A 23,191-nucleotide genomic window follows, 5' to 3' on the forward strand; every position below is an offset into this window, starting at 1 on the left:
GGGTCACGATGGCGGCGCCGGACAGGGCCCGGCGCCGCCGGCAGGGTTACGTCGCGGTCTTGCGCTTGAACACGCGCTGCACGACCACGAAGAACAACGGAATGAAGAACACGCCCAGCACGGTGCCGACCAGCATGCCGCCCAGCACGCCGGTGCCGATGGCACGCTGCGCACCGGAACCGGCGCCGGAGGCGATGGCCAGCGGCAGCACGCCCAGGCCGAACGCCAGCGAGGTCATGATGATCGGGCGCAGACGGTCACGCACGGCGTGCATCGTCGCTTCGATCAGGCCAACGCCCTTCTCCAGGTTTTCCTTGGCGAATTCCACGATCAGGATCGCGTTCTTGCTGGTCAGGCCCACCGTGGTCAGCATCGCCACCTGGAAGTAGATGTCGCGCTCCATGCCACGGAAGGTGTTGGCCAGCACGGCGCCCAGGATGCCCAGCGGCGCCACCAGCAGCACCGAGGTCGGCACGCTCCAGCTTTCATACAGCGCGGCAAGGCACAGGAACACGATCATCAGCGACAGCGTGTACAGCAGCGGGGTCTGCGAACCGGCCTGGCGTTCCTGGTAGGACAGCGCCGTCCATTCGATCTCGAAGCCCGGCGGCAGGTCCTTGGCGATACGCTCGATCTCGGCCATGGCATCACCCGAGGCAACGCCGGTGGCCGGCTCGCCCTGGATTTCCATCGCCGACACGCCGTTGTAGCGTTCCAGGCGCGGCGAACCGTAATCCCAGCGCTTGGTGGCGAAGGCACTGAACGGCACCATCTCGCCCTGCCCGTTCTTCACCGACCAGACGTTGAAGTCGTCCGGGTTCATGCGGAACGGTGCATCGGCCATCACGTAGACGCGCTTCACGCGGCCACGGTCGATGAAGTCATCGATGTAGCTGCTGCCCCAGGCCGCGGCCAGGGTGTTGTTGATCGAGCTGATCGACAGACCCAGTGCGTTGGCCTTTTCCACGTCCACGTCGATACGCAGCTGCGGCGTATCTTCCTGGCCGTTGGGGCGCACGTTGGCCAGCAGCTTGCTCTGCCCCGCCGCACCCAGCAGCTGGTTGCGCGCGGCCAGCAGGGCGTCATGGCCCTTGCCGCTGGTGTCCTTCAGGAAGAACGTGTAACCCGAACCGATGCCCAGCTCCGGCATGGCCGGCGGCGGGAAGGCGAAGATGAAGGCGTCCTTGATCTGGCCCAGCGCGCCCATCGCACGCCCGGTGATCGCACCGACGCTCTGGTCGGCATCACGCTCGCTCCAGTCCTTCAGCTTGACGAACGCCATGCCCGCGTTCTGGCCCATGCCGGCGAAGCTGAAGCCCTGCACCGCGAAGATCGACTCGATGGCGTCGGCTTCGTTCTTCAGGAAGTGGTCTTCCAGCTTGGCCATCGCTTCCAGGGTACGTTCCTGGGTGGCGCCGACCGGGGTCTGCACCAGCGCCATCATGATGCCCTGGTCTTCATTGGGCAGGAACGAGCTGGGCAGGCGCGCGAACAACACGCCCATCACCACGGCCAGCGCCAGGAAGATGCCCATGAAGCGCCACGGGCGATGGATGATGCCCTTCACGCCGCGCTGGTAGGTTTCGCTGGAACGATCGAAGCCGCGGTTGAAGCCGTTGAAGAACTTCCCGAGCAGGCCCGTGTGGGCCACGTGGTGCTCGCCCTTCTTCAGCGGCTTGAGCATGGTGGCGCACAGTGCCGGGGTCAGCACGATCGCCACCAGCACCGACAGCGCCATGGCCGAAACAATGGTGGCCGAGAACTGCCGGTAGATCACGCCGGTGGAGCCGCTCATGAAGGCCATCGGCACGAACACCGCCGACAGCACCAGGCCGATGCCCACCAGCGCGCCGGTGATCTGGCTCATCGACTTGCGGGTGGCTTCCAGCGGCGACAGGCCCTCTTCGGACATGATGCGTTCGACGTTCTCCACCACCACGATGGCATCGTCCACCAGCAGGCCGATGGCCAGCACCATGGCGAACATGGTCAGCATGTTCACCGAGAAGCCCAGCGCAGCCAGCACGCCGAAGGTACCCAGCAGCACCACCGGCACCGCGATGGTGGGGATGAGGGTGGCGCGGAAGTTCTGCAGGAACAGGTACATCACCACGAACACCAGCACGATCGCTTCGATCAGGGTCTTGATGACGCCCTTGATCGAGACCTTCACGAACGGGGTGGTGTCGTACGGAATGACCGTTTCCAGACCGGCCGGGAAGCTGGCCTTCATGTCATCCAGTGCCGCGCGCACGCCTTCGGCGGTATCCAGCGCGTTGGCGCCGGTGGCCAGGGTGATGGCGATACCGGTGGACGGCTTGCCGTTGTAGCGGGTGACGAAGTCGTAGCTTTCCGCGCCCAGTTCCACGCGGGCGACGTCGCCCAGGCGCAGTTCGCTGCCATCGGTGCCACCGCGCACCAGGATGTTGCGGAACTGTTCCGGGGTCTGCAGGCGGTCCTGCGCGTTGATGGTGGCGTTGAGCTGCTGGCCCTTCACCGACGGCGCACCGCCCAGCTGGCCGATGGCCACCTGTGCGTTCTGTGCGGTGATCGCCGCGGTCACTTCATCGACCGACAGCTTGTAGGTGTGCAGCTTGTTCGGGTCCAGCCAGATGCGCATGGCGTACTTGCCACCGAACACCTGGATGTTGCCCACGCCCGGCACGCGGCTGAGCGTGTCGACGATGTTGGAGCCCACGTAGTCGGCGATGTCGTTGGCATCCATGCTGCCGTCGTTGGACACAAAGCCCAGCACCTGCAGGAAGCCGCTGCTGGACTTGGCCACATTGATGCCCTGCCGCTGCACTTCCTGCGGCAGCAGCGGCATGGCCAGCTGCAGCTTGTTCTGCACCTGCACCTGTGCGATGTCCGGGTTGGTGCCGGCTTCGAAGGTGAGGGTGATGGTGGCCATGCCGTTGGCCGAACTGTTGGACGAGAAGTAGATCAGGCCATCCAGGCCCTTCATGTTCTGCTCAATGATCTGCGTGACCGAGTCCTCGACCACCTTGGCCGATGCACCCGGATAGGTGGCGCTGATCTCGACGGCCGGCGGGGCCACTTCGGGGTACATCGACACCGGCAGCTTCAGCACGGCCAGCGCACCGGCCAGCATGATGATGATCGCGATCACCCACGCAAAGATGGGTCGATCAATAAAGAAACGTGCCATGGAATTCTCCGCTTACTTCGCTTCGCCGGCCGGCTGCGCGGCAGGCTGCGGGGCGGCGTCCGGCTTGGCCGGAGCAGCGCCCTTCTCGGTGGCCTGCACGGGCATGCCGGGGCCGATCTTCTGCAGGCCTTCAACGATGACCTTGTCACCCGGCTGCAGGCCGTCCTCGACCAGCCACTTGTCGGCGATCGCGCGGCTGACCTTCACCGGACGCACTTCCACCTTGTTGTCCTTGCCCACCACCATGGCGCTGGTATCGCCCTTGGCATCGCGGGCGATGCCCTGCATCGGCACCAGCACGGCATCGGCGCGCACGCCGCCGCCGATCACCGCGCGCACGTACATGCCCGGCATCAGCAGGCCGTCGGGGTTGTCCACCTTCACCCGCAGCGCGTAGCTGCCGGTGGTCGGGTCCACGCTCACTTCGGAGAATTCCAGCGCGCCCTTGTGCGGGAATTCGCTGCCGTCTTCCAGCAGGATGGTGACCGGCAGGGTCTGGTTGTCCTGCAGGCGGCCGGCGGCCAGTTCGCGGCGCAGCTGCAGCAGCTCGGCCGAGGACTGGGTCAGGTCGACGTAGATCGGGCTGAGCTGCTGCACGGTGGCCAGCGCGTCGGCCTGGCCGGCGCTGACCAGCGCGCCCTGGGTGACGCTGGACTTGCCGATGCGGCCGCTGATGGGGGCGGTGATGCGGGCATAGCCCAGGGTGACGTTGGCCGCATCCAGCGAGGCCTTGGCGGCACCGACGTCGGCCTCGGCCTGCTTCTGCGCGGCCACGGCGTTTTCCAGGTCCTGCTGGCTGACCGCATCGACCTTGGCCAGCTCGGTGATGCGCTTGGCGCTCAGGCGCGCGGCGTTGGCGGTGGCTTCGGCACGGGCCAGCTGGGCGCGGGCGCTGTTGGCCTGGGCGCGGTAGCTGGCGTCTTCAATCTGGTACAGCGCCTGCCCTTCCTTCACCAGGCCGCCTTCGGCGAACAGGCGCTTGGCCACGATGCCGCTGACCTGCGGGCGCACTTCGGCCACCAGGAAGGCATTGGTACGGCCTGGCAGTTCGCGCGTCAGGCCCACGCTTTCCGACTTGAGGGTGACCACGGTCACCTGGCCGGGGCCTTGCTCGGGCTGTTCGGGTTGGCCGCCGCAGGCGGCCACGATCGCGGCGATGGCCAACGACAGCAGGAAAGGACGGATTCGGGTCAGGTGCATGGGGGCTGGGGGCTCGAGGGTAGAGGGAGTTCTCAGGGCGCCCTGATACGACTGCCGGGCACCAGATTGGGCTGGGTGGTCGCGAGGGGGCTGCCCTCCCCGGGGCATGGGCAGGCGCACATACACGGCGGGGAGCGTGGATGCGAAATATACATACATGCTTGTTTGTTTGTAAAGCGGTACAATTCAGCCTGGTTTCACCGGCATTCGTACCCACTCACTGACCCATGGCGCGCAAGACCAAAGAGGACACCCAGGCCACCCGCGAAGGCATCCTTGATGCGGCCGAGGCCTGCTTCCATGAACACGGGGTGGCCCGGACCACGCTGGAGATGATCGGCGCGCGCGCTGGCTATACCCGCGGCGCGGTGTACTGGCACTTCAAGAACAAGACCGAGGTACTGGCCGCGATCATCCAGCGGGTGCACCTGCCCTTCATGCAGGAACTGGAGCGCACCTCCAGCGACGAACGGCAGACGCCGATCCATGACCTGCGTGCGGTGATGATCTACTCGTTCATCGAACTGTCCGAGGACGAACGCCTGCGCAAGACCATGGAAATCATGCTGCGCAGCGATGCCTCGTCGGAAAGCCGGGCGCTGGCCGAACTGCAGCAGTCCGGTTTCCGCGATGCGCTGGAGCGGATGGAACGCGCGCTGCGCCGCGCCAAGGACCTGGGCCAGCTGCGCGACGGCGCCGACCCGAAGATTGCCGCGCGCATGCTGCACGCCACCGTGCTGGGTGTGCTGCACGGGGCGATGGTCGAACCGGAACTGATGGACCTCAAGCGCGACGGCATGCTGGCGCTGGACATGACCCTGGCCGCCTACGTGAAGGAAGGCGTGTTCGTGCCGGGATCGATTCCCGAGCCGTTGCCGTAGGGTCGGATCCCTCTGCGCAGGAGAGGGCTCTGACCCTGCGCAGATATCCGGGGGTCAGAACCCTCGCGATGCGAGGGATCCGACCCCATGAAAAAGGCCGCCTTTCGGCGGCCTCATGCGTTACGGGGGTTGGGGTCAGAGCCCTCGCTGGCGCGAGGGATCCGACCCCGCCTGGCATTACAGGATGTAGCGGCTCAGGTCCGGGTCCTGCACCAGTTCACCCAGGTGCGCATCGACGTAGGCGCTGTCGATGGCCAGGGTCTCGCCGTCGCGGTCAGGCGCTTCGTAGCTGAGCGAATCCAGCAGACGCTCCAGCACGGTGTGCAGGCGCCGCGCACCGATGTTCTCCTGGCGCTCGTTCACCTGGAAGGCAATCTCGGCCAGGCGGTCGATGGCATCGGCGGTGAAGCTGACCTTGACGCCCTCGGTGGCCAGCAGCGCTTCGTATTGCTTGGTCAGCGCGGCCTTGGGCTCGGTCAGGATGCGCACGAAATCGTTCTTGCTGAGCGCGCCCAGTTCCACGCGGATCGGGAAACGACCCTGCAGTTCCGGAATCAGATCGCTGGGCTTGGCCAGGTGGAACGCACCGGAGGCAATGAACAGGATGTGGTCGGTCTTGATCGTGCCGTACTTGGTGGACACGTTGGAACCTTCCACCAGCGGCAGCAGATCGCGCTGCACGCCTTCGCGCGACACATCGCCACCCCCCACGTTGTCACCGCGCTTGGCAACCTTGTCGATCTCGTCGATGAAGACGATGCCGTGCTGTTCGCAGGCTTCGATCGCCGCGGTGCGGATATCGTCCTCGTTGACCAGCTTGCCGGCTTCTTCTTCCACCAGCAGCGGGCGCGCGGCCTTGATGGTCAGCGTGCGCTTGTGCGCCTTGGCGCCGCCGCCCAGGTTGGCGAACATCGACTTCAGCTGCTGGCCCATTTCTTCCATGCCCGGCGGGGTCATGATGTCCATGCTGACGTTGGCGGCCAGGTCCAGTTCGATCTCACGCTCGTCCAGTTCACCGCTGCGCAGCATCTTGCGGAACTTGATGCGGGTCTCGTTGTCCTGCGCCGACGGCTCGTTGCGCGCCGCTTCCGGATCGAAACCGATGCCGCCGCTGCGACGCGGCAGCAGCGCATCCAGGATGCGGTCTTCGGCACGTTCTTCGGCCTGCGTGCGCACGCGCACCTTGGCCTGCTCGCGGTAGAGCTTGACCGCGGTGTCGGCCAAGTCACGGATGATCTGCTCCACGTCCTTGCCGACGTAGCCCACTTCGGTGAAGCGGGTGGCTTCGACCTTCACGAACGGCGCGTTGGCCAGGGTCGCCAGGCGACGTGCGATCTCGGTCTTGCCCACGCCGGTAGGGCCGATCATCAGGATGTTCTTCGGCATCACTTCGTTGCGCAGCTCGGCAGGCAGCTGCATGCGGCGCCAGCGGTTGCGCAGGGCGATGGCCACCGCGCGCTTGGCGTCGTGCTGGCCCACGATATGCCGGTCCAGCTCCTGCACGATCTCGCGCGGGGTCATGGTGGCAGAGGAAACTTCGATCTTCGACATGGATGTGCTCACGAATGCGTTGTCGATGACGCCGGAACCGAACGGCTCCGGCCGGTAGCGCCGGGCCCTGCCCGGCGGATCGGGGAGCCTTACAGCTCCTCGACCACCACGTTGCGGTTGGTGTAGATGCAGATGTCGCCGGCAATGCCGATGGCTTCGCTGGCAATCGTGCGTGCATCCAGTTCGGTGTGCGCCATCAGCGCGCGTGCCGCAGACAGCGCATAGGAACCGCCGGAACCGATGGCGATGATGCCGTCCTCCGGCTCGATCACATCGCCGGTGCCGCTGATGATCAGCGAGGTTTCCTTGTCGGCCACGGCCAGCAGGGCCTCCAGCTTGCCCAGGCGGCGCTCGGTGCGCCAATCCTTGGCCAGCTCGACGGCGGCGCGCTGCAGCTGCCCATGCTTTTCCAGCTTGGCTTCGAACAGTTCGAACAGGGTGAACGCATCGGCGGCAGCACCGGCGAAACCGGCCAGCACCTGGCCGTCGCGGCCGAGCCGGCGGACCTTGCGTGCATTGCCCTTCATCACCGTGTGGCCCAGCGTGACCTGGCCATCACCGGCAATGGCCACGTGCTCGCCGCGGCGGACGCAGACGATGGTGGTGGCGTGGAAAACGTTGGGATTCTGACTGGGGTCCATGCGGCCTCCGATAGCTGTTCACCGGACATGGGGACAGCGACGGGGGCGATCAAGCCTGCATGGATGGCTGCCGTTCAGCGGCGGCGCTGCGCTCGCCGGGCATGGCCCGGCGCTACCCGGTCGGTTTGCGCTTGGCGCGCGGGTGGGACGCGTCGTAGACCTTGGCCAGGTGCTGGAAATCCAGATGGGTGTAGATCTGGGTGGTGGCTATGTCGGCATGGCCGAGCAGTTCCTGCACGCCGCGCAGATCGCCCGACGATTCCAGGATATGGCTGGCGAAGCTGTGCCGCAGCATGTGCGGGTGCACGTGCTTGAACAGGCCCTGGCGCTGCGCCAGCTGGCGGATGCGCACCTGCACCGCGCGCTGGCTGATCGGCCCGTTGCGGCCGGGAAACACCGGCAGGGCCGGCAGACCGCCACTTTCACTGCGCCAGGCCAGCAGCGCCTCGCGCGCCGGCCGCCCGAACGGCACCCGGCGCTGGCGGTTGCCCTTGCCCATCACGTTCACCAGGCCGCTGGCGAAATCCAGGTCGCGCCAGGTCAGCGCGCACACTTCGCTCAGGCGCAGCCCGGACGAATAGAACAGTTCCAGCAGCGCGCGGTCGCGGCGGCCCAGCTCGCCTTCCGGCTCCAGCTCGACCAGCTGCACCGCTTCATCGGCATCCAGTACCTGCGGCAGGCGCCGCGGCGCGCGCGGCGCCTTCAGGGTGGCCGCCGGGCTGGCCTCGATGCGGCCATGGCGCAGCAGCCAGGCATAGAAACTGCGGCAGGCCGACAGGCGGCGCTGCAGGCTCTTGGCCGACAGGCCGCGACGGTGTTCGTCGGCCACGAACTGGCGCACCGCATCCACGTCCAGCGCCTCCACCGCCACACCACGCGGTTCGGCCCAGACCGACAGCGCGTCCAGATCGCGACGGTAGGCGTCGAGCGTGTGCGCCGACATCCGCCGTTCCACCTGCAGGTGCTGCAGGAACTGCTGTACCGCGCTCATCGAGGCAGCGCTCCGTTCAGCCGTGGAATCGCTTCAGGCCGGTGGCCAGTGCATCGCCCATCATGCGCAGGAACAGCGTGCCCATGCCCGGGTAGAAACGATTCGGGTCGTGGCTGCCCACGGCAATCAGGCCGACGCCTGGCAGCGGCAGCAGGGCGGTGGTCTGCACTTCCTCGCTGCGCACGCCGTACAGCACGGCGTTCTTGTCGGCCTGCAGGCGGCCGCAGATCGGCTCGCCATCCTTCAGGCAGTCGCGGAACGGGCCCAGCTGCGGGTCGTCGGCGGCGATCACCTGCAGCCAGTCGGCCTGTTCCAGCCCGGCCACCGGCGCATGCACCACCAGCCGCACCAGATCGCCGGCGAAGTCTTCCTGCAGCGAGGCGGCCATCGCGCGCAGCGTGTCGGCCGCGTTGTCCTGCTTCATCAGGGCCAGGGTCAGCTGGTGGGTACGCACCGCCAGCCGCTCGTTCACCTGGGCGGTGGCGCCCAGGTCGGCCAGCCGCCGTGCCAGCTCGCGGTTCTTCTCGCGCAGCACTTCCAGCTGGTAGCTGGCCAGCGACGCGGTGGGGCCGTCGTCGCGCGGCACCACCAGGGTCAGGGCCAGGTCGGGGAACTGCTTGAGGAAGCCCGGATGCCGCCGCAGCCAGCTGGCGACTTCGTGGGCTCCAAGCTTGTCGGCGGTCTCAGTCATGCACTCCACTCCCCTTCGAAGACGAATGCGGTCGGGCCGGCCATCACCACCGGCTGGCCTTCACCGGGCCACTGGATGCGCAGTTCACCGCCGGGCAGGCTGATGCGGGCATCGCGCTGCAGGCGGCCGCGCTGCATCAGGGTGACCGCCGCGGCACAGGCGCCGCTGCCGCAGGCCAGGGTTTCGCCCACGCCGCGCTCGAACACGCGCAGGCGCGCATGGTCCGGCGCCATCACCTGGGCAAAGCCCACGTTCACCGAATTGGGGAACGAGGCGTGCTGCTGCAGCAGGCCGCCCACGCGTTCCACCGGCGCGGCGTCGACCAGGCCCACTTCGATCACCGCATGCGGGTTGCCCATCGACACGGCGGCGAAGCGTACGCTTTCACCCTGCAGCGGCAACAGGTACTCCTCCCGCGGGTGGGCAAAGCCGACCAGCGGCACCTGCGCCGGTTCGAACGCCGGCACGCCCATGGCCACCGAAAAACGGCCATCGCCCAGCACCTGCACTGCATGGCTGGCCAGCGGGCTGTCGATGACGAACTGCGCGCCCTGCGCACTGCCCTCGCGCACCAGCCAGGCGGCGATGCAGCGCGCGCCGTTGCCACACTGCTCGGAATTGGAACCGTCGGCGTTCCAGATGCGGTACGAGGCCACCGAGCCGTCCGCACGCGGCGGCTCGATGGTCAGGATCTGGTCGCAGCCCACGCCGGTGTGGCGGTCGGCCAGGCGCGCGGCCAGTTCCGGCGTCGGCGGCGGGGTGCCGTCGCGCAGGTCGATCACCACGAAATCGTTGCCTGCGCCATGCATCTTGCTGAAGCGCAGCGCGCTGTTGCCGGCCTTACTCATTCCCGTCGTCCACCGGCTTGATCGGGTCGGGGGTGGTGGACGGACTGCCGTCGCTGGTCGGCTGGGTGGCCGGCGGCGTCGCCTCGGCATCGGCGGCCGGCTCAACCACTTCTTCCACCGGCACCGGCTTCTGCGGCAGTACCAGCGGGCCCTTGTTGCCGCAGGCGGACAGGAACAGCAGCGAGGCCGCTGCCAACGGAATCAGAATGGCATTGCGATGGGGGATCTTCATGGCCCCGAGTATAGCCATTGGTGGCTGAGCGGTAGGTAGAGTCGACCGTTGGTCGACTATCGCGTGCAGGGCGGGGTTTTCACCGGCGGCCCGTCAAGCGTCCGGCGGCAGCGGCCGCGTCCACAGCCAGATCGCCACCACGGTCATGCTGCCGATGGAGAACCACTTCACCCAGGCAATCGGCACGCACCACAGCATGATGCCGGCGCACACGGCCATGGTGATCGTGGCCATCCATTTGCCATAGCGGCTGACCGCGCCGTGGGCCTGCCAGTTGGCAATGGCCGGGCCGAAGCGGGGATGCTGCAGCAGCCAGGTGTGCAGGCGCTCGGAGCCGCGCGAGGCGGCCCAGGCGGAAATCAGGATGAATACGGTGGTGGGCAGGCCCGGCACGAAGATGCCGACGATGCCGGTGCCCAGGCTGACGTAGGCCAGCAGCCACCAGGCCCAGCGGAAACGCACCACGCGCGGGGGCGGAGCATCATCGCGGGCCGGGGGCGGTTCGGGCAGGGTCATGGCAGCAAGAATACCGGTTCAGGGTGCCAGGCAGTGCCCGGCACCCCACCCCGCTTACGGCTGGGCGATGCCCAGCTGCTGCAGCACGAACGCGTACGACTCGGACAGCTCGCGGTAACGCTGGAAGCGCCCGGACTTGCCACCGTGGCCGGCTTCCATGTTGGTGCGGAACAGGATCGGCAACGACCCGGTGTTGTCATCGCGCAGCTTGGCCACCCACTTGGCCGGTTCCCAGTACTGCACCTGCGAATCCCACAGGCCGGTGCCCACGAACAGCGCCGGGTAGGCCTGCTTCTTTACGTTGTCGTATGGCGAGTAGGACAGCATGTAGTCGTAGTACGGCTTCTGTTCCGGGTTGCCCCACTCGTCGTACTCGTTGGTGGTCAGCGGAATGGTCGGGTCGAGCATGGTGGTGACCACGTCCACGAACGGAACCTGCGCCACCATCACCCGGTAATCCTGCGGTGCCTGGTTGGCCACCGCGCCCATCAGCAGGCCACCGGCGCTGCCACCGGAGGCGGCCACCCGGTCCTTCGCCGCCCAGCCCTGCGCCACCAGCGCGCGGGTCACGTCGATGAAGTCGTTGAAGGTGTTCTGCTTGTGCAGCAGCTTGCCATTCTCGTACCAGTCACGGCCCATTTCCTGACCACCGCGGATATGGGCGATGGCATACACCACACCCCGGTCGAGCAGACTGACCGCGGTCTGGTTGAAATACGGGTCCATCGACATGCCGTAGCTGCCGTAGGCGTACTGGAACAGCGCGCCGGTGCCGTCCTTCGGGTAGCCCTTGCGATAGACCAGCGACACCGGCACCCTCACCCCGTCGCGCGCGGTCACCCACACCCGGTCAGTTTCGTACTTGCTGGCGTCGTAGCCGATCACCGGCTGCACCTTCAGCTGGCGGCGCTCACCGGTGGCGGTGTTCAGTTCGAACACCGTGGTCGGGGTGGTCATCGAGGTGTAGACGTAACGCAGCCACGGCGTATCGGCCTCGGTGTTGTCGCCCAGGCCCATCGAGTACGCCGGCTCATCGGCCTTCACGTAGTCGGTGCGGCCGTCCTTGAACAGCAGGCGCACGCGCTCCAGGCCTTCGGAACGTTCGGCAATGGCGGTGTAGCTGTCGAACAGCTCGAAGCCTTCGATGAACACCGCATCGTCATGGCCGATCCAGTCCTTCCACTGCGCACGCGAGGTGGCATCGGTGGGCGCGGTGACCAGCTTGAAATTCTTCGCGCCGTCGTTGGTGCGGATCACCCAGCGGCCATCGTAGTGGTCGGCGTCGTACTCCACATCGCGCTGGCGCGGGGCCAGCACGGTGAACGTGGTCGGGTCGCTGGCCGGGGCATAGCGCTCTTCCGAAGACACGGTGCTGTGCACGCCGATGGTGATGAAGCGATCGTCACGGGTGCGGCCGATGCCCATGTAGAAGCTGTCGTCCTTTTCTTCGTAGACCACGGTATCGGCGCTGGCCGGGGTACCCAGCACGTGCTTCTTCACCCGCACGGTCAGCAGCGTTTCCGGGTCGTTTTCCACGTACAGCACGGTGCGGTTGTCATCGGCCCAGACCAGATCGCCGGAACTGCCGGTGATCACATCGGGCAGCACCTGGCCGCTGCGCAGGTCCTTGAAGCGGATCGTGTACTGGCGGCGGCCCACATCATCGTCGGCCCATGCCAGCAGCTGGTTGTCCTGGCTGACTTCCATCGAACCGACGCTGAAATAGCCCTTGCCGGCGGCCATCGTGCTCACGTCCAGCAGCACTTCTTCCGGCGCTTCCATGCTGCCCTTGCGGCGCGCATGGATGGGATAGTCCTGACCGGTCTCGAAGCGGCTGTAGTACCAGTAGCCGCGCTCGCGCGCTGGCACGCTGGCGTCGTCCTGCTTGATGCGTCCGACGATTTCCTTGTAGAGGGTGTCTTCCAGCGGCTTCAACGGCGCCAGCAGCTGGTCGGCGTAGGCATTCTCGGCCTGCAGGTAGGCCAGCATGTCCTTGTTCTCGCGCGTGTCGTCGCGCAGCCAGTAGTAGTCATCGTTGCGGGTCGCGCCGAACGGCGCCTTGACCTCGTGCGGGTGCTTCTGGGCATCCGGCGGAACGGGCGGGGTGGCGGCGGTAGCGGTGCTGGTCATCAGGCTGGCAAGCAACAGGCAGAGGGTGGATTTCATGAGATTGGGCTCCTTGTGCGGTTACGCAATGGCGTCCGTGGCGCAGGTCGGGTCGAACTTGCTCGACTGACCGCAACCGCAGTCGAGCAAGCTCGACTCTACCATTCCCGTGCGGCGTACCATGGGCGCATGAGCACCCTGCCCCACACGCCGGGCTACAGCCGGCGCAGCCATGAAATCGCCCCGTTCCACGTAATGTCCCTGCTGGCCCGCGCGCAGGCGCTGGAACAGGCCGGCCACGATGTGATCCACCTGGAGATCGGGGAGCCGGACTTCACCACCGCCGACCCCATCGTACGCGCCGGCCAGGCCGCACTGGCCGCCGGCCACACGCGCTATACCGCCGCGCGCGGGCTGCCCGCGCTGCGCCAGGCCATCAGCGGTTTCTATGCCAGCCATTACGGGCTGGACATCGACCCCGAGCGCATCCTGGTCACCCCGGGCGGTTCCGGTGCGCTGCTGCTGGCCAGCAGCCTGCTGGTCGATCCGGGCCGGCACTGGCTGCTGGCCGACCCGGGCTATCCGTGCAACCGCCACTTCCTGCGGCTGGTGGAAGGCGGCGCGCAACTGGTGCCGGTTGGCCCCGACACCGCCTACCAGTTGACCCCTGCACTGGTGGAACACCACTGGAACAGCGACAGCGTCGGTGCGCTGGTGGCCTCACCGGCCAACCCGACCGGCACGGTGCTGTTGGCCGATGAACTGGCCGCCCTGTCGAGGTCGCTGCATGCGCGCGGCGGCCACCTGGTGGTGGACGAGATCTACCACGGCCTCACCTATGGCCTGGACGCGCCCAGCGTGCTGCAGGTGGATGACAGCGCGTTCGTGCTGAACAGCTTCTCCAAGTACTTCGGCATGACCGGCTGGCGGCTGGGCTGGCTGGTGGCGCCACCGGCGGCCGTACCCGAGCTGGAGAAGCTCGCACAGAACCTGTACATCAGCGCCTCGAGCATCGCCCAGCATGCCGCCCTCGCCTGCTTCAGCGAGGAATCGATGGCGATCTTCGAGCAGCGCCGGCAGGCGTTCCAGCAGCGCCGTGATTTCCTGCTGCCGGCGCTGCGCGAACTGGGTTTCCGCATCGAGGTGGAACCGCAGGGCGCGTTCTACCTGTACGCCGACGTCAGCGCGTTCACCGACGACGCGCAGGCGTTCTGCGCGCATTTCCTGGAAACCGAGCACGTGGCGTTCACGCCGGGCTTGGACTTCGGCTTCCACCGCGCCAACCAGCACGTGCGGTTGGCGTACACCCAGGAAGTACCGCGGTTGCAGGAGGCGGTGGCGCGCATCGCGCGTGGGTTGCTGCGGTTCCGGTAGCGCGGGGCCATGCCCGGCGAGCGCACCGCGCACCCGTAGATCCACGCCATGCGTGGATACGCGGGCCCCAACGAAAAACGCCGCCCGAGGGCGGCGTTTTTCATTCCATCACTTGCCGCCCAAGCGCTCCCACAGGAAGCTGTAGGCCAGCGCGGACATGTGCGCGGCCTGCGCGTTGTTGGCTGCACCGCCATGACCGCCTTCGATGTTCTCGTAGTAGGTCACGTCCTTGCCGGCGTCGATCATCTTGGCCGCCATCTTGCGGGCGTGGCCCGGATGCACACGGTCATCGCGGGTGGAAGTGGTGAACAGCACCGGCGGGTAGTTCTTCTTCGCGTCGAACAGGTGGTACGGCGAGAAGGTCTTGATGAACTCCCAGTCGCTGGTGTCCGGGTTGCCGTACTCGGCCATCCACGAAGCGCCGGCCAGCAGGTGGCTGTAGCGCTTCATGTCCAGCAGCGGCACCTGCACCACCACCGCACCGAACAGTTCCGGGTACTGGGTGAGCATGTTGCCGGTCAGCAGGCCACCGTTGCTGCCGCCCTGCACACCCAGGTGCTTGGCGCTGGTGATCTTGCGGGTGACCAGATCCTGGGCAACCGCAGCCATGTCTTCATAGGCCTTGTGACGGTTCTGCTTCAGCGCCGCCTGGTGCCAGCGCGGGCCGTACTCGCCACCGCCACGGATGTTGGCGACCACGTACACGCCGCCCTTTTCCAGCCACGCGCGGCCCATGCCGCCGGAGTAGGCCGGGGTGAGCGAGATCTCGAAGCCACCGTAGCCGTACAGCAGGGTCGGGTTGGAACCATCCAGCTTCATCGCCTTGTCGTGCACCACGAAGTACGGCACGCGGGTGCCATCCTTGCTGGTGGCGAAGTGCTGTTCGATCACCTTGCCCTTGGCATCGAAGAAGGCCGGCATGGTCTTCAGCACTTCCGGCGCCTTGCCGATGTCGGCAATGGCCAGGGTGGTCGGGGTCAGGTAGTCGGTGGCGGTCAGCCAGACCGCGTCGCTGTCGTTGCTGTCGACCGCACTGACGCCCAGCGTGCCGAACGCCGGCGCGCCGACGAAGTCGCTCTTCTGCCAGCCCTTCGCGCCCGGCGTCAGTACCGACAGGCGGTTCTTGACGTCATCCAGCACGTTCAGCACCAGGTGGTTCTTCGTCCACGAGACACTGGCCAGCGAGGTGGTGGCGGTCGGCGCGAACAGCACCTCGAAGTCGCGCTTGCCGGCCAGGAAGTCGTCCAGTTTGGTCGCCAGCAGCGAACCAGAAGCGTAGGTCTTGCCGCCCACGGTCCACGGATCACGCAGTTCCAGGGTCAGCCACTGCTTGTGCAGGCCCTTCTCGGCCGAGTTCGGCGCGTCGATTTTGGTCAGCGCACCGGTGTCGCTGCGCAGGTAGATCTCGTTGTTGTAGAAGGCCAGCGTGCGGCTGACCAGGTTGCGCTCGAAACCGGGGGTGTCATCGTGCATGGCCGCGATGTACATGTCTTCCGGCTTGCCTTCGTAGACCACGCTGGCCGAGGCCATCGGCGTGCCACGCTTCCACAGCTTGGCCACGCGCGGGTAGCCGGAGGTGGTCATCGAGCCGGCGCCGAAATCGGTGTAGACGAACACGGTGTCGCGGTCGATCCAGCCCAGGCCGCCCTTCGATTCGGGACGGAAGAAGCCATCCTTGATCCAGGCCTTGTTGGCCAGGTCGAATTCGCGGGTGACATCGGCGTCGGCGCCACCGCGCGACAGCGCGATCAGGCAGCGGCTGTAGTCCGGGCGCAGGCAGTCGGCGCCGTGCCAGACCCAGTTCTCACCCTCGGCCTTGTTCAGCGCGTCCAGGTCCAGCACGGTTTCCCACTGCGGCGAGGCCTTGCGGTACTCGGCCAGCGTGGTGCGGCGCCACAGGCCGCGTTCGTGCTGCTTGTCCTTCCAGAAGTTGTAGTAGTACTCGCCGATCTTCTGCACGCCGGGAATCTTGGCGTCCGAATCGAGCACCTCGCGGATGCTTGCTTCCATCTGCTTGAACGCCGGGGTCTGCGCCAGGCGCGCCTCGGACTTGGCGTTCTGCTCCTTCACCCAGGACAGCGGCTTGTCGCCGGTCACGTCCTCCAGCCAGGCGTAACGGTCGGTGTCTTCAGCGGCCACGGCGGTCCCCACCGAGGCGCCGGTCATCATGCCGGCCAACAGGCAGGCGGAAGCGAATCGCGACATTGCAGCTCCAGGCAGTCATTAACCGTGGAACGCTAGCACGGTTCGGACGGCCGCCCCCGTGTCGAAGGTCAGGCTGTGGCCGCCTGCCCGCGTGCGCGCCGCTGCCGGCGCGACGGACGCCGCCGTGCCTGCTGCTGCGGACCGCGCAACCGCCGCAGGGCGGCCCGCACGGGCAACGGGCAGCCCAGCAGGGCCCACCACGCCACCAGCGGCATGCCGACCAGCCACAGCGGTGCCCAGCCCAGCCAGGCGTGATGGCCGCGTGCAGCCGGCCACACCAGCACCAGCGCCACACCCGCCAGGGCCAGCTGCTGCACTAGGCGCAGCACGCGCGGATCGGGACGCTGCCTGAGGCGTTCAGCTGACGGGCGATGCGCGGTGCGTGCGTTCATGGTCGTTCTCCGGTGATCGATGACGCACAGCGTGGCGGCAACGCTTCTCACGGGCTGCGACACCATTGACGGATCGGCTGCACCCAGTGACCATGCGCGGGCAAGCCCACTGGAGCCCGCTCCCGCATGTCCCCGATCCGCCCGTTCTGCGCCATGGTGTTGGCCCTGTCACTGGGAGGCGCCGCGCTGGCTGCCGAAGATCCGCCGGCGTCGCGCAGCGCGCTGCCTGACCGTGCGGCCGTCGATCCGGATGCACCGGTTGACCTGCAGCGCTTCATGGGCACCTGGTATGTGATCGGTCGCGTGCCGAATTTCATCGAACGTGGGCACGTGGCCAGCGTCAACCAGTACGAACTGCGCGACGACCACAAGGTCGCCATCACCTACCGTTACCGCGATGGCTTCGGCCAGCCGCTGCAGGAAGTGCGGGCGCGCGCCAGCGTCGATGCGGACAGTGGCAACCATGCTTGGCGCACCTGGTTCTACCGGGTGGTGCCGACCCATTCGCGGGTGCTGGAAGTGGCGCCGGACTATTCCTGGGCGCTGATCGGCTATCCCGGCCGCGAGATGGCCTGGATCTTTGCCCGCCAGCCGGACATGGACAAGGCGCTGTACAAGGAGCTGGCCGAGCGCCTGCGTGACGAGTACGGGGTGAACACCGACAAGCTCAAGCGCGTGCCGCAGCACGCCGAACAGGTAGGCAAGCTGGGCTACGAAGTGCCGAACGTGCGCTGAGAGAGCGTTCGCCGGGCATGGCCCGGCGCTGCCGTGGCCGCGCGGTCATTGCGGTAGCGCCAGGCCATGCCCGGCGGATGTCCCGCGCTGCTACGCAGCCCTTGGCTGCACGCGGCGCTCGATCTCGCCCAGGGTCGGCAACGTCTTCAGATCGTAGGTTGCCTGCATTGCAAGCCACGATGCCGCATCGCCCCCGAAATGCCGTGCCAGGCGGGCCGCCGTATCGGCCGTGATCGCGCGTTCACCATGCACGATGGCATGCAGGCGCGTGGCGGGAACATCCAATGCCCTCGCCAGCGCATTCACGCTCAGGGCCAGCGGCGCGAGGAACTCTTCGCGCAGGATCTCACCGGGATGGATGGCCCGCATGCGGTTGATGGATGGCTTCATGGCCAGAACCTCAGTGGTAGTCAACGATTTCCACGGCCTCCGGACCGGTTTCGGTCCAGATGAAACACAGCCGCCACTGATCGTTGATGCGCAGGCTGTGCTGCCCTTTGCGGTCACCCGTTAGCGCCTCCAGCCGGTTGCCAGGCGGACTGCGCAGGAACGACAGCGTCTGTGCCGAGTCCAGCATCTGCAGCTTCCGCTCGGCTACCCGGCGGATTGACTGCCAGGGACGATGGCACTGACCTTCGAACAGGGCACGGGTGTGTTTGCAACGGAAGGATCGAATCATTCCGCAAAACGTATTACGTAAAACGGAATATACCAAGGGACTGGATGTGAGGCCAGTCCCGCTTCGGCGATTCAAGGTTCCGATGGACGGATCGCGTCATGCTGACGCCGCCGGGCATGGCCCGGCGCTACCGTAGCCGAGGGGCCATGCCCGGCGGATAAACCGGTTACTTGCGGGTGTAATGCGCGACCAGACGGTCGCCGAGCATCTGCAGCAGCTGCACCAGGATCAGCAGCACCACCACGGTGACCAGGGCTACGTCGGTGCGGTTGCGCTGGTAGCCCTCGCGCAGCGCCAGGTCACCCAGGCCACCGGAGCCGATCGCACCGCCCATGGCGGTGAAGCCGACCAGAGCGACCGTAGTGACCGTGGCGGCCGCGATCAGGCCCGGCCGGGCTTCGGGCAGCAGCACCCGGGTGACCAGCTGCCAGGTCGTGGCGCCCATCGACTGCGCGGCCTCGACCACGCCTCGGTCCACTTCGCGCAGAGCGGTTTCGACCAGGCGCGCATAGAACGGCGCCGCGCCGATCACCAGCGCCGGCAGCGTGCCGAGCACGCCGATCGACTGGCCCATCAGCCACAGCGACACCGGAATCAGCACCACCATCAGGATGATGAAGGGCACCGAGCGCAGCAGGTTCACCACGACCGCCAGCACGCCATAGGCCAACGGCCGACGCTTCATCTGCGGCGCACCGAACACGTACAGCAGCACGCCCATCGGCAGGCCGATGGCCAGGGTGAGCGGCAGCGAGCCGGCCATCATCAGCAGCGTCTCGATGGTGGCCTTGCCGATATCCACCCATTTGTTGGCATCCAGGTGGCGGAAGAAGCCTTCAGCAGTGGCGACGATCATCGGCGCAGTTCCTCAACGTGCACGCCGGCAGCCACGAACGCGGCCTGCGCGGCGGACGGGTCGCCGCCCACCAGGGCGACCACCAGCTGGCCATACGGGGTGTCCTTGATCCGGTCGATGCGGCCGGACAGGATGTTGTAGTCGATGCCGGTCTCGCGGGCCACGCGGCCCAGCAACGGCTCGTAGGTGTCACCGCCGAGGAAGGTCAGGCGCACGATGCGCCCGCCCACCACGTCGAAATCGCGGTGCAGCACGCCTTCGTCCACGTGTTCGGATTCGCTGACGAAGCGCCGCGTGGTGGCGTGCTGTGGGTGCAGGAAAACCTGAGTGACCGGACCGGTTTCCACCAAGTGGCCGCCGTCGAGCACGGCCACGCGATCGCAGACGCGGCGGATCACATCCATCTCGTGGGTGATCAGCACGATGGTCAGGCCCAGCTCGCGGTTGATCTTGGACAGCAGTGCCAGCACCGAGGCGGTGGTCTGCGGGTCCAGCGCGCTGGTGGCTTCGTCGCACAGCAGGATCTGCGGGCGGGTGGCCAGCGCGCGGGCAATGCCCACCCGCTGCTTCTGACCGCCGGACAACTGCGCCGGGTACTTCGCCGCGTGGTCCTGCAGGCCAACGGTCTGCAGCAGCTCGGCCACGCGCGCGTCGATCTCCGCCTTCGGCGTACCTGCCAGTTCCAGCGGAAACGCCACGTTGCCGGCCACCGTGCGCGAAGACAGCAGATTGAAGTGCTGGAAGATCATGCCGATGCGACGGCGCAGCGCGCGCAGGCCGTCGGCATCCAGCGCCGTGATGTCTTCGCCGCCGATCAGCAGCTTGCCACCGCTGGGTTCTTCCAGGCGGTTGATCATGCGGATCAGGGTCGACTTGCCCGCGCCGGAATGACCGATGATGCCGAACACTTCGCCGGCCTCGATGGTCAGGTCCAGCGGTTGCAGCGCGCTCACTTGGCGGCCGGCAACGGCATAGGATTTGTGCAGGCGCTGGAACTCGATCACGGGCGTGGCTCACCGGCGGGGCGGAAGAAGGGGCGTGCAGCCTACCAGCGCCGGCGGTTCCGCGCCTGCGCCTTGGGCCAGAATGTTATTCCTTTTGATTCTAAGTCGCGTGTACCGGTGGGGTCAGAGCCCCTGCGGGGGTCTGACCCCGGGGTCGGATCCCCGAAGGGGCTCCGACCCCCGACCCGCCACGGTCAGGGGTGGTCCAGCGGCTTCGGCGGCTGCACCCGGTTCAGGCGTTCGCGGTGCAGCAGGTACAGGCCCGACGCCACGATGATCGCCGCGCCGACCCAGGTGTAGGCGTCCGGCAGCTGGCCCCAGAAGGCCAGGTCCCAGCCGATCACCCAGACCAGGCCGCTGTACTCCAGCGGCGCGATCATCGACGCCTCACCCAGCTGGAACGCCTTGGTCAGCGCAATCTGGCCCAGTGCGCCGGCCAGGCCCATGCCGGCGATCAACGGCGCTTGCGCCAGCTGCAGCGGCACCCAGTCAGGCAGCGCCAGCAGGCCGGCGCCGATGGCCATGATGACCAGGAACCAGACCACCATCGACTGCGAGGTATCGGTACGGGTCAGCAGGCTGACGGTAATTGCCGCGATGGCGTAGGCCGTGGCGGCGGCCAGCACCATCAGGCCGGGAATGGAAATGAAGCCGTCCACGCCCGGCCGCAGCACCACGATCACGCCCAGCAGTCCGACCCCGATGGCCACCCAGCGCCGCGGGCCCACCCGTTCCCCCAGCAGCGGGACCGACAGTGCGGCGATCAGCAGCGGGGCGACGAAGTAGATGCTGTAGGCGGTGGACAGCGGCAGGTCGCGCAGGGCGAACACGAAGCAGCCGATCATTGCCATGCCCAGCCCGCCGCGCAGCAGATGCAGGCCCCAGCGGCGCGGGATGAGCGAGCGTGGGCCGGCGCTGGCCAGCACCCAGACCAGTACGAACGGCAGCGACGCCGCACCGCGCAGGAAGGTGACTTCCAGCGAGGGGTAACTGGCCGACAGCTGCTTCATGCCGGCATCCATCAGCGAGAAACAGGCGACCGCCGCGACCATCCAGGCCACCGCGCGCGAAGGGGAGCGTTGCAGGTTCATGGCCCATTATCGCCCGGCAACCGCCGACTGTAGAGTCGAGCTTGCTCGACTGGCTTTCACGCGGCAGTCGAGCATGGCTCGACTCTACAAACACCCCGCGGCCCACGCGATAGAATGGCCGCCACTGAATTCCGCGGAGCCACGCCCATGCCTTCCTTCGACGTCGTGTCTGAAGTCGACACCCACGAGCTGACCAACGCCATCGACCAGGCCAACCGCGAACTTGCCACCCGCTTCGATTTCAAGGGCGTGGATGCGAAGTTCGAGCGCGATGGCGATGTGATCAACCAGACCGCACCGACCGAGTTCCAGCTCAAGCAGATGAACGACATCCTGCGCGCCCGCCTGGCTGCGCGTGGCATCGACGTGCTGAGCCTGGAATTTGGCGATATCGAAACCAACCTGGCGCAGGCCCGGCAGAAGATCACCGTCAAGCAGGGCATCGAGCAGAAGATCGCCAAGAAGATCGCGGCGGCGCTGAAGGAAGCCAAGCTGAAGGTGGAAAGCCAGATCAACGGCGACAAGCTGCGCGTGCAGGGCAAGAAGCGCGACGATCTGCAGGATGCGATTGCCGTGCTGAAGGCCGGCAAGTTCGAACTGCCGCTGCAGTTCAACAACTTCCGCGATTGATTCTTTCGCCGGGCATGGCCCGGCGCTACCCGCGCCTCAGCGGTAGCGCCGTGCCATGCCCGGCGGACTGCGCGACTAATCGCGCAGCAGCTTGTACAGGGTGGTGCGCGAGACGCCCAACTGGCGTGCGGCCAGGCTCAGGTTGCCATCGGCAGCGTGTGCCGCACGCCGCGCCGCTTCCCGCTGCTGCTCGCGCAACGGCGCGGCGGCCACCGCTGCAGGTGCCGGCGCACGTGTGCGCGGCGCCCGCGGTGCCCGCAGGTGCTGCAGGTAGACCGCACTGCCCTCGCCCAGCCGCACCCGGTGCGCGGGACCAGGCTGCAGCACATGGCGGCGCTGCGCCGCGCTGGCGCCAGCAAACACGGTTTCCATCGACAACAGCGGCAATGGCCCCCGCCGCGGCAGGCCCAGCAGACGCCGCGCCACGCGGTTGGCCGCACGCAGCTGCCCGTCTTCCTGTACTGCCAACAGCCCCTGCAGCGGCGTGGCCAGCCAGCGCGGATCATGCTGCACGGCCAGCAGGTGCACATCGGTCAGGGTCTGGAAAAGGCGGTTCTCACTGGCCAGCGCGGCCTGCCGGAAGTAGCCCTGCAGCAGTGCCGGATCACGCTCGCCCAGCCCGGTGATGTCGATCGCCCCGCAGACCTGGCCGTCCAGATCGTGCAACGGCTCACTCAGGCAGAACACCGGCGCGAAGCGCTGCAGGTAGTGCTCGTTGCCGCGCACCAGCGCGGGCATGTCATCGGCCAGACTGACCGCCGGCGCGGTGGTGCCGATCTGCGCTTCGCCCAGTTGCCGCCCGACCTGGATCGGCCGCAGCAAGGCATCATCTTCCAGGCCATGGGCCTGTTGCGCGATCACCATGCCGTGGCGGTTGGCACAGAACATCGTCCAGCCGCGCCCACCGAAGGCCGCCCACAGCTGTTCCAGTTCCGGCTGCACGCAGCGCGCCAGGCGCCGGTCCCCGGCATCGTGCAGACGCCGGCCGTCGCCCTGCAGCGGCGGGTAATACGGTTCCTGCCCGGGCAGCACCCCGGCCGCCCGTGAGCGCTGCCACGACTGCTGCAGGGGCAACGGCAGCCCGGCCAGCGACGCCATGTCGCCCTCGACGAACGCATCGCGCGCCGCCACCAACTGTTGTTGCCCGACTGTCGTGGCCATCATCGCAACAGCGTACACCCACCCGTGCCATGCCTGCGTTATGTGGTCGTTCAAGGGGTCAGAGCAGTTTTCCTCCGGAAAACGGATCCGACCCCATGCTCTTCCAACAGACCGCAGGAATCCGTCGGAGGCGGGGTGGGTCCGGTTGCGGGGGCGTGAGCGCCATGGGCCCGAGGCATGCCTCGGGCGGGTTGGGCAGGACGCCCAACCCCGGTCTTGCCGTGTGCGCAGGACAGCG

At 67.1% G+C, this 23,191-nt stretch carries 22 protein-coding genes; 4 read left to right on the forward strand and 18 right to left on the reverse strand.

Annotated features, from left to right (window positions below; translation table 11 throughout):
- Positions 1 to 46 precede the first annotated feature (46 nt).
- Entirely contained in the window at positions 47 to 3,169 is a 3,123-nt protein-coding gene (smeE, locus tag RTY46_RS11100; RefSeq protein ID WP_312708401.1) for a multidrug efflux RND transporter permease subunit SmeE, read from the reverse strand.
- Between the two features lie 12 nt (positions 3,170 to 3,181).
- Positions 3,182 to 4,369, reverse strand: a complete 1,188-nt coding sequence (gene smeD, locus RTY46_RS11105) for a multidrug efflux RND transporter periplasmic adaptor subunit SmeD (protein ID WP_312708402.1) — start codon at positions 4,367 to 4,369, stop codon at positions 3,182 to 3,184.
- Positions 4,370 to 4,596: 227 nt separating this feature from the next.
- Here smeD and RTY46_RS11110 point away from each other — a divergent pair, with 227 nt between their 5' ends.
- Complete coding sequence (locus tag RTY46_RS11110) at positions 4,597 to 5,250, forward strand: TetR family transcriptional regulator (RefSeq protein WP_312708403.1); 654 nt, start codon at positions 4,597 to 4,599, stop codon at positions 5,248 to 5,250.
- 177 nt (positions 5,251 to 5,427) lie between these two features.
- Here the strand turns inward: RTY46_RS11110 and hslU are convergent, their stop codons facing one another.
- The 8 genes from hslU to RTY46_RS11150 all read right to left on the reverse strand — a co-directional run bounded on the left by hslU (position 5,428) and on the right by RTY46_RS11150 (position 12,886).
- A complete protein-coding gene (gene hslU, locus RTY46_RS11115; RefSeq protein ID WP_108750485.1) occupies positions 5,428 to 6,801 on the reverse strand; it encodes an ATP-dependent protease ATPase subunit HslU in 1,374 nt (457 codons plus the stop codon).
- Between the two features lie 89 nt (positions 6,802 to 6,890).
- Positions 6,891 to 7,442, reverse strand: coding sequence for an ATP-dependent protease subunit HslV (gene hslV / locus RTY46_RS11120; protein ID WP_005411093.1), 552 nt, complete (start codon positions 7,440 to 7,442; stop codon positions 6,891 to 6,893).
- A 112-nt stretch (positions 7,443 to 7,554) separates the two neighbouring features.
- Positions 7,555 to 8,433 carry a tyrosine recombinase XerC gene (gene xerC, locus RTY46_RS11125; RefSeq protein ID WP_108754194.1) on the reverse strand — a complete coding sequence of 293 codons (879 nt, stop codon included), beginning with the start codon at positions 8,431 to 8,433 and terminating at the stop codon, positions 7,555 to 7,557.
- 16 nt (positions 8,434 to 8,449) lie between these two features.
- Positions 8,450 to 9,124 (reverse strand): DUF484 family protein, encoded by a 675-nt coding sequence (locus RTY46_RS11130; RefSeq protein ID WP_312708404.1) that lies wholly within the window; start codon positions 9,122 to 9,124, stop codon positions 8,450 to 8,452.
- Positions 9,121 to 9,972, reverse strand: coding sequence for a diaminopimelate epimerase (dapF, locus tag RTY46_RS11135; protein ID WP_312708405.1), 852 nt, complete (start codon positions 9,970 to 9,972; stop codon positions 9,121 to 9,123). Before dapF ends, RTY46_RS11130 begins: the two co-directional genes overlap by 4 nt.
- Positions 9,965 to 10,204 carry a lipoprotein gene (locus RTY46_RS11140; RefSeq protein WP_108750481.1) on the reverse strand — a complete coding sequence of 80 codons (240 nt, stop codon included), beginning with the start codon at positions 10,202 to 10,204 and terminating at the stop codon, positions 9,965 to 9,967. The genes dapF and RTY46_RS11140 overlap by 8 nt, the downstream gene beginning before the upstream one ends.
- A 93-nt stretch (positions 10,205 to 10,297) precedes the next feature.
- Positions 10,298 to 10,720 (reverse strand): YbaN family protein, encoded by a 423-nt coding sequence (locus tag RTY46_RS11145; RefSeq protein ID WP_312708406.1) that lies wholly within the window; start codon positions 10,718 to 10,720, stop codon positions 10,298 to 10,300.
- A 54-nt stretch (positions 10,721 to 10,774) separates the two neighbouring features.
- Positions 10,775 to 12,886: a S9 family peptidase gene (locus RTY46_RS11150; protein WP_312708408.1), complete on the reverse strand. Its 2,112-nt coding sequence runs from the start codon at positions 12,884 to 12,886 to the stop codon at positions 10,775 to 10,777.
- A gap of 129 nt (positions 12,887 to 13,015) precedes the next feature.
- On the opposite strand from RTY46_RS11150, the gene RTY46_RS11155 reads away from it, so the two are divergent.
- The gene (locus tag RTY46_RS11155; protein ID WP_312708410.1) at positions 13,016 to 14,200 is read left to right on the forward strand and encodes a pyridoxal phosphate-dependent aminotransferase; all 1,185 of its coding nucleotides are present in this window, start codon (positions 13,016 to 13,018) and stop codon (positions 14,198 to 14,200) included.
- Positions 14,201 to 14,308: 108 nt separating this feature from the next.
- On the opposite strand, the gene RTY46_RS11160 is transcribed toward RTY46_RS11155, so the two are convergent.
- Positions 14,309 to 16,405 carry a prolyl oligopeptidase family serine peptidase gene (locus tag RTY46_RS11160; protein WP_312708412.1) on the reverse strand — a complete coding sequence of 699 codons (2,097 nt, stop codon included), beginning with the start codon at positions 16,403 to 16,405 and terminating at the stop codon, positions 14,309 to 14,311.
- Positions 16,406 to 16,473: 68 nt separating this feature from the next.
- Positions 16,474 to 16,797 (reverse strand): hypothetical protein, encoded by a 324-nt coding sequence (locus tag RTY46_RS11165; protein WP_312708414.1) that lies wholly within the window; start codon positions 16,795 to 16,797, stop codon positions 16,474 to 16,476.
- Positions 16,798 to 16,923: 126 nt separating this feature from the next.
- Here RTY46_RS11165 and RTY46_RS11170 point away from each other — a divergent pair, with 126 nt between their 5' ends.
- Complete coding sequence (locus tag RTY46_RS11170; protein ID WP_312708416.1) at positions 16,924 to 17,532, forward strand: lipocalin family protein; 609 nt, start codon at positions 16,924 to 16,926, stop codon at positions 17,530 to 17,532.
- Positions 17,533 to 17,622: 90 nt separating this feature from the next.
- On the opposite strand, the gene RTY46_RS11175 is transcribed toward RTY46_RS11170, so the two are convergent.
- The 5 genes from RTY46_RS11175 to RTY46_RS11195 form a co-directional block, all read right to left on the reverse strand.
- Positions 17,623 to 17,922, reverse strand: a complete 300-nt coding sequence (locus RTY46_RS11175) for a HigA family addiction module antitoxin (RefSeq protein ID WP_312708417.1) — start codon at positions 17,920 to 17,922, stop codon at positions 17,623 to 17,625.
- A gap of 10 nt (positions 17,923 to 17,932) precedes the next feature.
- Positions 17,933 to 18,211, reverse strand: a complete 279-nt coding sequence (locus RTY46_RS11180) for a type II toxin-antitoxin system RelE/ParE family toxin (protein WP_108754202.1) — start codon at positions 18,209 to 18,211, stop codon at positions 17,933 to 17,935.
- A 166-nt stretch (positions 18,212 to 18,377) separates the two neighbouring features.
- Positions 18,378 to 19,067, reverse strand: coding sequence for a methionine ABC transporter permease (locus RTY46_RS11185; protein ID WP_312708418.1), 690 nt, complete (start codon positions 19,065 to 19,067; stop codon positions 18,378 to 18,380).
- Positions 19,064 to 20,071, reverse strand: coding sequence for a methionine ABC transporter ATP-binding protein (locus RTY46_RS11190; RefSeq protein WP_312708419.1), 1,008 nt, complete (start codon positions 20,069 to 20,071; stop codon positions 19,064 to 19,066). The genes RTY46_RS11185 and RTY46_RS11190 overlap by 4 nt, the downstream gene beginning before the upstream one ends.
- A 194-nt stretch (positions 20,072 to 20,265) precedes the next feature.
- The gene (locus RTY46_RS11195; RefSeq protein ID WP_312708420.1) at positions 20,266 to 21,162 is read right to left on the reverse strand and encodes a DMT family transporter; all 897 of its coding nucleotides are present in this window, start codon (positions 21,160 to 21,162) and stop codon (positions 20,266 to 20,268) included.
- A 147-nt stretch (positions 21,163 to 21,309) separates the two neighbouring features.
- Here RTY46_RS11195 and RTY46_RS11200 point away from each other — a divergent pair, with 147 nt between their 5' ends.
- Positions 21,310 to 21,792, forward strand: coding sequence for a YajQ family cyclic di-GMP-binding protein (locus RTY46_RS11200; protein ID WP_010481366.1), 483 nt, complete (start codon positions 21,310 to 21,312; stop codon positions 21,790 to 21,792).
- Positions 21,793 to 21,867: 75 nt separating this feature from the next.
- On the opposite strand, the gene RTY46_RS11205 is transcribed toward RTY46_RS11200, so the two are convergent.
- The gene (locus tag RTY46_RS11205; protein ID WP_312708421.1) at positions 21,868 to 22,953 is read right to left on the reverse strand and encodes a helix-turn-helix domain-containing protein; all 1,086 of its coding nucleotides are present in this window, start codon (positions 22,951 to 22,953) and stop codon (positions 21,868 to 21,870) included.
- Positions 22,954 to 23,191: the final 238 nt, after the last annotated feature.

The organism is Stenotrophomonas sp., assembly GCF_032056425.1.
In the GTDB taxonomy this organism is placed as follows: domain Bacteria; phylum Pseudomonadota; class Gammaproteobacteria; order Xanthomonadales; family Xanthomonadaceae; genus Stenotrophomonas.

Coding starts and splice junctions, on each gene's coding strand:
- smeE (WP_312708401.1), bottom strand. CDS start 3,169: ATGGCACGTTTCTTTATTGATCGACCCATCTTTGCGTGGGTGATCGCG.
- RTY46_RS11170 (WP_312708416.1), top strand. CDS start 16,924: ATGTCCCCGATCCGCCCGTTCTGCGCCATGGTGTTGGCCCTGTCACTG.
- RTY46_RS11150 (WP_312708408.1), bottom strand. CDS start 12,886: ATGAAATCCACCCTCTGCCTGTTGCTTGCCAGCCTGATGACCAGCACC.
- smeD (WP_312708402.1), bottom strand. CDS start 4,369: ATGCACCTGACCCGAATCCGTCCTTTCCTGCTGTCGTTGGCCATCGCC.
- RTY46_RS11195 (WP_312708420.1), bottom strand. CDS start 21,162: ATGAACCTGCAACGCTCCCCTTCGCGCGCGGTGGCCTGGATGGTCGCG.
- RTY46_RS11140 (WP_108750481.1), bottom strand. CDS start 10,204: ATGAAGATCCCCCATCGCAATGCCATTCTGATTCCGTTGGCAGCGGCC.
- RTY46_RS11175 (WP_312708417.1), bottom strand. CDS start 17,922: ATGAAGCCATCCATCAACCGCATGCGGGCCATCCATCCCGGTGAGATC.
- RTY46_RS11160 (WP_312708412.1), bottom strand. CDS start 16,405: ATGTCGCGATTCGCTTCCGCCTGCCTGTTGGCCGGCATGATGACCGGC.
- xerC (WP_108754194.1), bottom strand. CDS start 8,433: ATGAGCGCGGTACAGCAGTTCCTGCAGCACCTGCAGGTGGAACGGCGG.
- hslV (WP_005411093.1), bottom strand. CDS start 7,442: ATGGACCCCAGTCAGAATCCCAACGTTTTCCACGCCACCACCATCGTC.
- RTY46_RS11145 (WP_312708406.1), bottom strand. CDS start 10,720: ATGACCCTGCCCGAACCGCCCCCGGCCCGCGATGATGCTCCGCCCCCG.
- RTY46_RS11165 (WP_312708414.1), bottom strand. CDS start 16,797: ATGAACGCACGCACCGCGCATCGCCCGTCAGCTGAACGCCTCAGGCAG.
- RTY46_RS11200 (WP_010481366.1), top strand. CDS start 21,310: ATGCCTTCCTTCGACGTCGTGTCTGAAGTCGACACCCACGAGCTGACC.
- RTY46_RS11155 (WP_312708410.1), top strand. CDS start 13,016: ATGAGCACCCTGCCCCACACGCCGGGCTACAGCCGGCGCAGCCATGAA.
- dapF (WP_312708405.1), bottom strand. CDS start 9,972: ATGAGTAAGGCCGGCAACAGCGCGCTGCGCTTCAGCAAGATGCATGGC.
- RTY46_RS11130 (WP_312708404.1), bottom strand. CDS start 9,124: ATGACTGAGACCGCCGACAAGCTTGGAGCCCACGAAGTCGCCAGCTGG.
- RTY46_RS11205 (WP_312708421.1), bottom strand. CDS start 22,953: ATGGCCACGACAGTCGGGCAACAACAGTTGGTGGCGGCGCGCGATGCG.
- hslU (WP_108750485.1), bottom strand. CDS start 6,801: ATGTCGAAGATCGAAGTTTCCTCTGCCACCATGACCCCGCGCGAGATC.
- RTY46_RS11180 (WP_108754202.1), bottom strand. CDS start 18,211: ATGATTCGATCCTTCCGTTGCAAACACACCCGTGCCCTGTTCGAAGGT.
- RTY46_RS11185 (WP_312708418.1), bottom strand. CDS start 19,067: ATGATCGTCGCCACTGCTGAAGGCTTCTTCCGCCACCTGGATGCCAAC.
- RTY46_RS11110 (WP_312708403.1), top strand. CDS start 4,597: ATGGCGCGCAAGACCAAAGAGGACACCCAGGCCACCCGCGAAGGCATC.